General features: G+C 66.3%; 9 protein-coding genes. 6 read left to right on the top strand and 3 right to left on the bottom strand.

The window, feature by feature from the left end; translation table 11 throughout:
• On the bottom strand, positions 1-886 hold an 886-nt coding region (locus ACLFQI_RS09075; RefSeq protein ID WP_410758663.1), incomplete at its 3' end, for an O-acetylhomoserine aminocarboxypropyltransferase/cysteine synthase family protein.
• A 140-nt stretch (positions 887-1,026) separates the two neighbouring features.
• Between ACLFQI_RS09075 and ACLFQI_RS09070 the strand changes: the two genes are divergently transcribed.
• Together ACLFQI_RS09070 and ACLFQI_RS09065 are read left to right on the top strand one after the other, a co-directional pair.
• On the top strand, positions 1,027-1,881 hold the full coding sequence (locus ACLFQI_RS09070; protein WP_410758661.1) for a pentapeptide repeat-containing protein: 855 nt from the start codon (positions 1,027-1,029) through the stop codon (positions 1,879-1,881).
• A 106-nt stretch (positions 1,882-1,987) separates the two neighbouring features.
• A complete protein-coding gene (locus ACLFQI_RS09065) occupies positions 1,988-2,224 on the top strand; it encodes a hypothetical protein (RefSeq protein ID WP_410758659.1) in 237 nt (78 codons plus the stop codon).
• Between the two features lie 7 nt (positions 2,225-2,231).
• Here ACLFQI_RS09065 and ACLFQI_RS09060 read toward each other — a convergent pair whose 3' ends face one another.
• Entirely contained in the window at positions 2,232-2,993 is a 762-nt protein-coding gene (locus tag ACLFQI_RS09060; protein WP_410758657.1) for a transglycosylase SLT domain-containing protein, read from the bottom strand.
• A gap of 280 nt (positions 2,994-3,273) precedes the next feature.
• Between ACLFQI_RS09060 and ACLFQI_RS09055 the strand changes: the two genes are divergently transcribed.
• Entirely contained in the window at positions 3,274-3,810 is a 537-nt protein-coding gene (locus ACLFQI_RS09055) for a DUF882 domain-containing protein (protein WP_410758656.1), read from the top strand.
• Positions 3,811-3,832: 22 nt separating this feature from the next.
• Here ACLFQI_RS09055 and gltX read toward each other — a convergent pair whose 3' ends face one another.
• Positions 3,833-5,245: a glutamate--tRNA ligase gene (gene gltX / locus ACLFQI_RS09050; RefSeq protein ID WP_410758654.1), complete on the bottom strand. Its 1,413-nt coding sequence runs from the start codon at positions 5,243-5,245 to the stop codon at positions 3,833-3,835.
• A 340-nt stretch (positions 5,246-5,585) separates the two neighbouring features.
• On the opposite strand from gltX, the gene ACLFQI_RS09045 reads away from it, so the two are divergent.
• The 3 genes from ACLFQI_RS09045 to ACLFQI_RS09035 form a co-directional block, all read left to right on the top strand.
• Entirely contained in the window at positions 5,586-6,650 is a 1,065-nt protein-coding gene (locus ACLFQI_RS09045; protein ID WP_410758652.1) for an ABC transporter substrate-binding protein, read from the top strand.
• 111 nt (positions 6,651-6,761) lie between these two features.
• Positions 6,762-7,415: an SOUL family heme-binding protein gene (locus ACLFQI_RS09040; protein ID WP_410758650.1), complete on the top strand. Its 654-nt coding sequence runs from the start codon at positions 6,762-6,764 to the stop codon at positions 7,413-7,415.
• Between the two features lie 240 nt (positions 7,416-7,655).
• The coding region (locus tag ACLFQI_RS09035) for an alpha-amylase family glycosyl hydrolase (protein WP_410758649.1) at positions 7,656-8,605 on the top strand (950 nt) is incomplete at its 3' end.

The raw sequence follows: 8,605 nt of genomic DNA, 5'->3' as shown, positions 1-8,605 counted from the left end.
CGCAGTGGCGATCCATGCGCACCGGCAGCGTCTCGATGCCCTGCAGGATGAGAAAACTGTTGAACGGCGCAATGGCGGCGCCCATGTTGCGCAGCGGCACCACGCGCGCGCGGCCGATATAGGCGGCCGGCCCGAGCGCCTCGGTGTAGACCACGCCGTGATAGGAGACATCCGGCTCATTGAGCATCGGAAAACGCTCGGCGTGCTCGGCCCAGGGGAATTGGCCCGAGTCGACCAGCACGCCGCCGATGGTGGTGCCGTGACCGCCCATGTACTTGGTCAACGCGTGCACGACGATATCGGCGCCGTGCTCGAACGGCCGGCAGAGATAGGGACTCGGCACCGTGTTGTCGCAGATCACCGGCACGCCATGCGCATGCGCCAGGTCCGCGATGGGCTTGAGATCGGCGACATTGCCGGCCGGATTGCCGATCGACTCGCAGAAGATGGCCTTGGTGTTGGCATCGAGGTTAGCCGCCATGGCGTCGATGTCGTTCGGCGTGACCAGCCGCACCTGGATACCGAGCCGGGGCAGCGTATGCGCGAACAGATTATAGGTGCCGCCATAGAGGGTCGAGCCGGCGATGATGTTGTCGCCCGCCTGTGCCAGCGTAAGGATGGCATTGGTCACCGCCGACATCCCCGAGGCCAACGCGAGCGCCCCAACCCCGCCCTCCAGCGCCGCGACACGCTTCTCGAGCACATCGCTGGTCGGGTTCATGATGCGGGTATAGATATTGCCCGGCACCTTGAGGTCGAACAGATCGGCGCCATGCTGGGTGTCGTCGAAGGCATAGCTGGTGGTCTGGTAGATCGGTGTCGCCACCGCCTTCGTGGTCGGGTCCGGCTCGAAGCCGGCGTGGATGGCGAGTGTTTCGAGCTTCATCGTCTCTCCTCCGAGGTGGCTGCGGCGCCGCCCTCGTCTTTCTGGTGCAAAGGCGGCAGCGGGTGGATAGCATAGCCGAACCTGCCGGCCAACCCATCACGACAAGCGGCCGGCGCACCCGCCAACCCCAGGAGGAGATGATGGTCGAGATCAAGCACAAAGACACCGGCGAGGTGCTCGCGTCGGTCGCCGGCGAGACCTTGGTCGGCGCAGATCTGCGCGATATGCGGCTCAATGGCGCCGATCTGCGCGGGCAGGATCTGACCGACGCCAATCTCGAGTTCAGCGATCTCGTCGGCGCCGATCTGCGCGCGGCGATCCTGACCGGCGCCAACCTGCTCAACACCCATCTGAACGAGGCCAACCTGCGCCGCGCCACTCTCAGCCGGGTCCGCGCCGGCTCGGAGCGACCGGCGAGCGTGGCCGTGCTCTCCGGCGCCGACCTCAGCGAGGCGAACCTGGAAGGCGCCGACCTGCGCCAGGCCGAGATCCGTTTCGCCAACCTCCAGCGGGCGCGACTCAGCGGCGCCGACTTGCGCGGTACCGACTTCTGCCATAGCGATCTCAGCCAGATCATCGCCCACCGCGCGCTGTTCATTCAGGCCAACCTGCGCGAGGCCAACCTGCGCGCGGCCGATCTGCGCGACTGCCATCTCAACGACGCCAATCTGGTCAAGGCCAACCTGCAAGACGCCGATCTCACCAGCAGTCAGCCCGACGGCTTCACCGTCATCAACCTCGCCAACCTCGAAGGCGCCAACCTCGCTGGTGCGCGCCTGCGCAACATCTCGGCCCAGAACACCAATTTCCGCAACGCCGACCTGACCGGCGTGGATCTCGCTGGTGCGGTACTCGGCGGCGCGATCCTGCGCGGCGCCATCGTCACCGAGACCGATTTCGATGGCGTACAGCTGGCGAGCGTGACCATGGAATTCGCCAACGTCTCCCGGGCGCTGAATGCCAAGATTCCAAGCTACAAGAAGAATCTCAGGTGAACCTGGAGGCCCTTTGACGACAACGCCAAGCCGCTTTCCCATCATCGACCCGCCGTCCAACGCCGGCCTTCGGCCTGGATCGGCGGCCAACCTCGGACCCTGTGGTATGCCTTATTTCGTCTACAAGATCACTCCCGATATGCGGTTGACCCATATCGAGACCCAGGAGCGCTATCAAGACGCGCGCGCGACCGTGCGCAACTTGCGCGCCGAACACGCCGAAGGTGCCGAACGCGTCGAGGGCGAAGACGCCGACTACCGGATGATCTTCGCCAAGCACCAACTCGAGGCCGAGCGGCTGCTCTCGCGGCCCAAGGACAATCGCGTCATCGGCGAGGACTGAGTGCGACTCAGGATGGCGTGGAGGGCTCGGCGCGAAGGAACTGCAACACCTTGCGCACGTAGCGCTCGGTCTCGGCATAGGGCGGAATCCGATGACCGTAGCGCTTCACCGCGTTCTCGCCGGCGTTGTAGCCAGCGAGCGCAAGCCGGAGGTCGTCATCGAACAGATCGAGCAGAAAACGCAGATAGGCGGCGCCGCCCTCGATGTTCTGAGCCGGGTCCCAGATCTCGGCGACGCGGAAGCGCTCGGCCGTCCCGGGCATCAGCTGCATCAGCCCACAGGCACCAGCGTGCGAGATCGCATCCGCCCGGTAGGCGGACTCGGCGCGGATGACCGCATGCAATAGCTCCGGCATCAGCCCGTGCCGCTGCGCGGCGGCCTCGATCAGCGGCCGATAGCGCAGCCGCCGCATCCACATGGACTCGCTGACCGAGCCAGGCAGCCCATCCGTTTGCTCCTTGCCAACCTCCGGGTGACCCGTCTCGGCGCCGAGACGGGTTTGCAAACGCGCGTCCACCTCGGCCTGCTGGCCCCACAACGCCCGCGAACGCTCCCGGTTGCTTGCCGCGAGCCGGGTTGCCGTGCGCTTCCATTCGAGCCTGAGTCCCGTGCTGGTCAGCGGCGCGTCCGAGAAGAAGACGTTGCCCTCCCGGTCGACGTACTTGAACACATCGGCACTCGCCGTCGGCGGTGGCAGCACCACGGCCAAGCCCAGCAGCGCGGACAGCAGGCCAGCACGAGCGCGCACCGGCCTGGTCGCGCTGGCCATCGGCGCTGGAGCAGCAGCCGCGCCGGGGTCAATCGCGTTCACTTTCAACCCCTTGAGCGCCGCCACCGAAGCGCCCGGCAGAGCGCTCCGGACAGTCCCTTGGGTCATTCGAAAACTCATCAAATTTCCCCAACTCAAACCGTTGCTTAAACGTTTTTCTTGATGTAGTTTAGAATATGTATGACGGTCGTCAAATGGTGACCAGATCGTCATCGCCTTGACCGCCCCTCGACCTATACTCGGGGCGCCCAACACTCTGCTCGATTCTAGGGGGATACCAGTGAACCGACGGATTTTCCTCGGTGCCGCCTTGGCTGCCGCCTCGGCGCCCGCCTTCGCCCGCCGCCAACGCCGCCAGCTCGACCAGCCACGCGTCCTCTCCTTCCATCATCTGCATACCGACGAACGCCTGACGCTGACCTACCGCCAAGGCGATCATTATCAGCGCAGCTCGCTGATGCGGCTCAATCAGTTCTTCCGCGACTTCCGCACCGGCGAGGTCACCACCATCGACCCCAAGCTGTACGACATCCTCTTCGATATCAAACAGGCCCTCAGCCACGACGACGCCGTCTTCGAGATCGTCAGCGCCTATCGCTCGCCCAAGACCAACGCCTTGCTCAGGCGCACCTCGAGCGGTGTCGCCAAGCGCAGCCTGCATATGACCGGCAAGGCCATCGATGTCCGCCTCGGCGACCTGCCAACGCGCACCATCCGCGATGTCGCCGTTCGCCTCGGCCGGGGCGGCGTCGGCTACTATTCACGCTCCGATTTCGTCCATCTCGACACCGGCAACGTCAGGCAGTGGGGCGCCTGATCGCTCTTCGCCAAATGGACGGCTACTGAGCGGCGCGCGCATCGATGAACGCCAGCGCGCGGTCGATGCGGCGCAAGGTCGCCGCCTTGCCGACCAGTTGCAGGGTGACATCGATCCCCGGCGAGGCGGCGCGGCCAACGATGGCCACGCGCAATGGCTGCGCCACCTTACCCATATTCAGCGCCAATGCCTCGGAGACGCGCTCGACCACGCGGTGCAGGGTCTCGGGCTCCCAGTCCTCGAGCGCCAGCATGTCGAACTCGGCGCGCAGACGCTCCAGCGCCGGCCGCGCGACCGGCCGCAGATGCTTCTTCGCGGCGGTCTCGTCGTAGTCGTCGAAGTCCTGGTAGCAAAAGGCGCTGATCTGGGCGAGTTCGGTCAGGGTCTTGGCGCGCGCGGCCTGAGCGCGAACCACGTCGGCCAAATCCGGGCCTTGGGCGGGATCGATACCGAGTTCGCCGATGTGCGGGCTCAGCAACCGCGCGATGTGCAGCGGGTCGGCATGCTGGATGTAGTGCTGGTTGAGCCAGTCGAGCTTCTCGACATTGAATGCCGAGGCGGCGGTGTTCACATCGGCGATGTCGAACAGCGCGATCATCTCATCGAGCGAGAACACCTCCTGATCGCCATGCGACCAGCCGAGCCGGACCAGATAATTGAGCAGCGCCTCGGGCAGATAGCCCTTGTCGCGATAGGCCACCACACTGACCGCGCCGTGGCGCTTCGACAGACGTTTGCCGTCGGGCCCCAGGATCATCGGCACATGCGCGTACTGGGGCGGTTCATGGCCCAGCGCCTTGAGGATATTGATCTGGCGCGGCGTATTGTTGAGATGATCGTCGCCGCGGATGACGTGGCTGATGGTCATCTCGGCATCGTCGACCACCACGGTGAGGTTGTAGGTCGGCGAGCCATCGCTGCGGCGCAGGACCAGATCGTCGAGTTCGCTGTTGGCGAAGGGGACCCGGCCGCGAATCAGGTCCTCGACGATCACCGCGCCATCGAGCGGATTCTTGAAGCGCACCACATGCGGTCGTTCCGGATCGATCTCGCGCCCACGGCAATGGCCGTCGTAACGCGGCTTGACCTTGGCCGCCATCTGCGTCTCGCGCAGGCGTTCGAGGCGCTCCTTCGGGCAATCGCAGCGGTAGGCAAGACCCTTGTCGAGCAGCTCGTCGATCGCCGCCTGATAGCGCTCGAAACGCTCGGTCTGGAAGAAGGGGCCCTCGTCGTAATCGAGACCGAGCCAGGTCATGCCCTCCATGATCGCGTTCACCGACTCCGCCGTCGAGCGCTCGAGATCGGTATCCTCGATGCGCAACACGAACTGCCCCCCGTGGCGGCGCGCGAACAGATAGCTGAACAGCGCCGTGCGGGCACCGCCGACATGAAGGTAGCCGGTTGGAGAGGGGGCAAAACGGGTACGAACGGTCATCGCGCTGATCTCAAGTCGGTTGCAACATGCCAAGACCGGCGATGATAGCAGAGGCAACGGCGCTGGTTTTCGACTTGCTTGCCAGCCACCGGTCGCTATCTGTTAAGGTCGGTACGCACAGCGCCCCATGCGCGGTCGAGCGTCCGGATCCGGTCCAAAACGAGGCCCTGCTTGCCCGTGAAGGTCACCGGCACGCGAAAAGCCGCTGGTCGCGATCCCCCTCGCCCGCTTGGGCGAGCGCGCGCCCTTCCGAATTCGCGCACCCTGTTTCCGGCGGCTGCGAGATCGCAGCCGCCATCCCTCCCCGCCCTGAAGGACGGGGTTTCTCGCGGAGGAATCGATGAAAGCCAGTCGTCCCGTTGCCATCGGCATTGCCCTGCTGGGCCTCATTCTGCTCATCGCCGGTCCGCTCATCCCCGGCGGCGAGCGGCTAGTCCGCAACGCTCCGGTCGACAGCGGCCACATCACCGACCTGGCGCGCGCCGACGACGGCTCGATCCTCGCCGGCACCCAGGACGGCGAACTCTGGCGCTTCGCCAACGACCAGTGGACGCGCGTCGATGTCGACCTCGACGGTCAGCCGGTGACCGCGCTCTCGGCGGACCTCGCCGGCGATGCCTCCACGGGTGCGATCGGCACCGGCGGCGGACTCGTCAACGCCCCGGCCGGCATGCCCCCGCTCCAGGTCCCGGTCCGCGACGAGATCCTCGTCAACGGACGCTTGCTGGTCGGCACCGGCGACGGCCTCTATGTGCAGGGCGACGGGCAATGGCAGCACAGGCTCGCCGGCACCAGCATCTACCGCCTCGAGACCCAGCGCGTGGGCGATCGGCGCTGGCTGCATCTGGGCAGCGTCGGCGCTGGCGTCCTCAGCGCCCAGGCCGACGACCCGCTCAACTGGCAGCCCAATCGCGACGGACTGCCCGAGGAGAGCAACGTCTTCGGCTTCGTCACCACCGAGAGCGGTCGGCTGATCGCCGGCACCGATCGCGGCCTGTTCTGGCAGCCGTCCCCGCTGGCGCCCTGGCAACGGCTGAAGGTCGGGCTCGAGAACAGCCGCATGCTCTCGCTCTTTCTCGAGCCGGCCGCGGCCGGACGGACCGAACGCCTCTGGATCGGCAGCGACGACGGCCTCTGGCGGGTCGAACTCGATGACTCTGGCGCCGCGCCTGAGGCCCTGGCCTCCGCCGAGCCGATCCAGACGCCGCCGGACCATGTACGTTATGGCGTCAGCTGGATCGTCCCCTTTGGCGATGGCGTGATGCTGAGCGCCGGCTCGATCTATCAATTCGGCCCCATGGGGCTCAAGGGCTGGTACTGGATCTCGCTCGGCGGCTTGATCCTGTTGCTGCTCGCTGGCTGGCTGCTGCCAAGCCGCGCCGATGACAGCCGCAGAACCCCCTAACCCCACAATTCCCGAGGGTCCAGCGACTGCTTCCCGATGCGAGGGCCCCTGTCCGGCCATATCGGGAACGAGACAAGCGACAGCGACCCCTTCCGGCAATCCAGGTTTACCATGAAGCTCATCCTTATCCTGCTCGGCATCGCGGCCGTGCTCGGCATCGCCGGCCTGCTGGTCTTCGTCTATGTGATCCAGAACGTCGAACGACCGGACTATCAGGTCGTCGTCCAAGACGACGACTTCGAGCTGCGCGACTATCCGCCGCTCGTCGTCGCCGAGGTCAGCGGTCGCGGTGACCGCCAGCAGAGCCTGAGCAGCGGCTTCGGCCCGCTCGCGCGCTACATCTTCGCCAAGGAGCGCGGCGGCGAGCGCATCGCGATGACCGCACCGGTGCAACAGCGCGCGGTGGGCGTCGACGAGAAGATCGCGATGACCGCGCCGGTGACCCAGATCTCGGCCGCGGATGGCGACTGGACGGTCCAGTTCATCATGCCGTCCGAGTACCGGCTCGAGGATTTGCCGGCTCCGGGCAACGCCGAGGTGCGCCTCGAGCGGATCCCGGCGCGCCGCCTCGCCGCCGTGCGCTTCAGCGGACGGGCCAACGACCAGGCCATCGCCGAACAGCAACAGCGGCTCAAGGACTGGATGAGCGCGCGCGACCTCGAGCCGCGCGGCGCGCCGATCTATGCCTATTACAACGATCCCTTCACGCCGGGTCCGCTGCGCCGCAACGAAGTGATGTTCGAGGTCTCGCGTCAAGCACGATGAGGCCGACCCCGAGTCGGTTCGGGCCGTCGCGCCAAGCGGCTGGTGTGATGAGCCAAACCTCACGCCAGAGTTGCTGTGGCTACGGCGCGCCGCCGCTTGTCCGTTCGGGAGACCCGGCAAGGGCGACCATCACATTTGGCGCCGCCCCATCAGCGAGCGACAGGGTCCAGTCGCTGCCCATATCCACCACATGGCCAACGCTGTTCTCGAACAGGCCCGAGCCCATTGTTGCTGTCATCCATGTCCGTTGACCATCGCCACAGGATGCCCTTCGGCACCGAGATCGCCGCCGACGGCCGCGTCCATTTTCGACTCTGGGCACCCGCCGCGCGGCACGTCGAGCTGCTCTGGAGCGCCGGCACCGGGCCGCCAGCGCGCTCGCTCAAGAGCCTCAAGATGCGCCCGTGCGAGGATGGTTGGCATCGTCTCACGCTCACCGAGGCGCGTGCCGGCGACCGCTACCGCTATCGCATCGATGGCGGCCTCGCGGTGCCCGATCCGGCCGCGCGCTTCCAGCCCGACGATGTCCATGGCCCGAGCCAGCTGATCGACCCGCTCGCCTTCGACTGGGGCGCGCCCGAAGCCGCCTGGCGCGGTCGGCCTTGGCACGAGGCGGTGATCTACGAACTGCATGTCGGCACCTTCAGCGCCGGCGGTGACTACGCCGGGGTCGAGCGCCGCCTCGATCACCTGCTCGAACTCGGCGTCACCGCGCTCGAACTGATGCCGCTGGCGGACTTCCCGGGCCAGCGCAACTGGGGCTATGACGGCGCCCTGCTCTACGCGCCCGATGCCAGCTATGGACACCCCGACGCGCTCAAGCGGCTGATCCGCGCGGCCCACCAGCGCGGCCTGATGGTGTTGCTCGACGTGGTCTACAACCACTTCGGCCCCGAGGGCAACTACCTGCATTGCTATGCCCCGGCCTTCTTCCGCTCCGACCGTCACACGCCTTGGGGCGCAGCGATTGATCTTGATGGTCCGCAGGCGCATTGGGTGCGCGAGTTCTTCATCCAGAATGCCCTCTACTGGATCGAGGAATACCGTTTCGACGGCCTGCGGCTCGATGCCGTCGATCGGATTATCGATACGAGCGAGCCTGACCTGCTCGATGCGCTCGCCGAGCGCGTGCAGGCGGGCCCGGGGCGCGACCGTCGGATCCATCTGATCCTCGAGAACGACGACAACGA

The organism is Halochromatium sp. (assembly GCF_046541315.1).
Classification (GTDB): domain Bacteria; phylum Pseudomonadota; class Gammaproteobacteria; order Chromatiales; family Chromatiaceae; genus Lamprobacter.
This window is presented reverse-complemented; position numbering and strand designations above follow the sequence as displayed.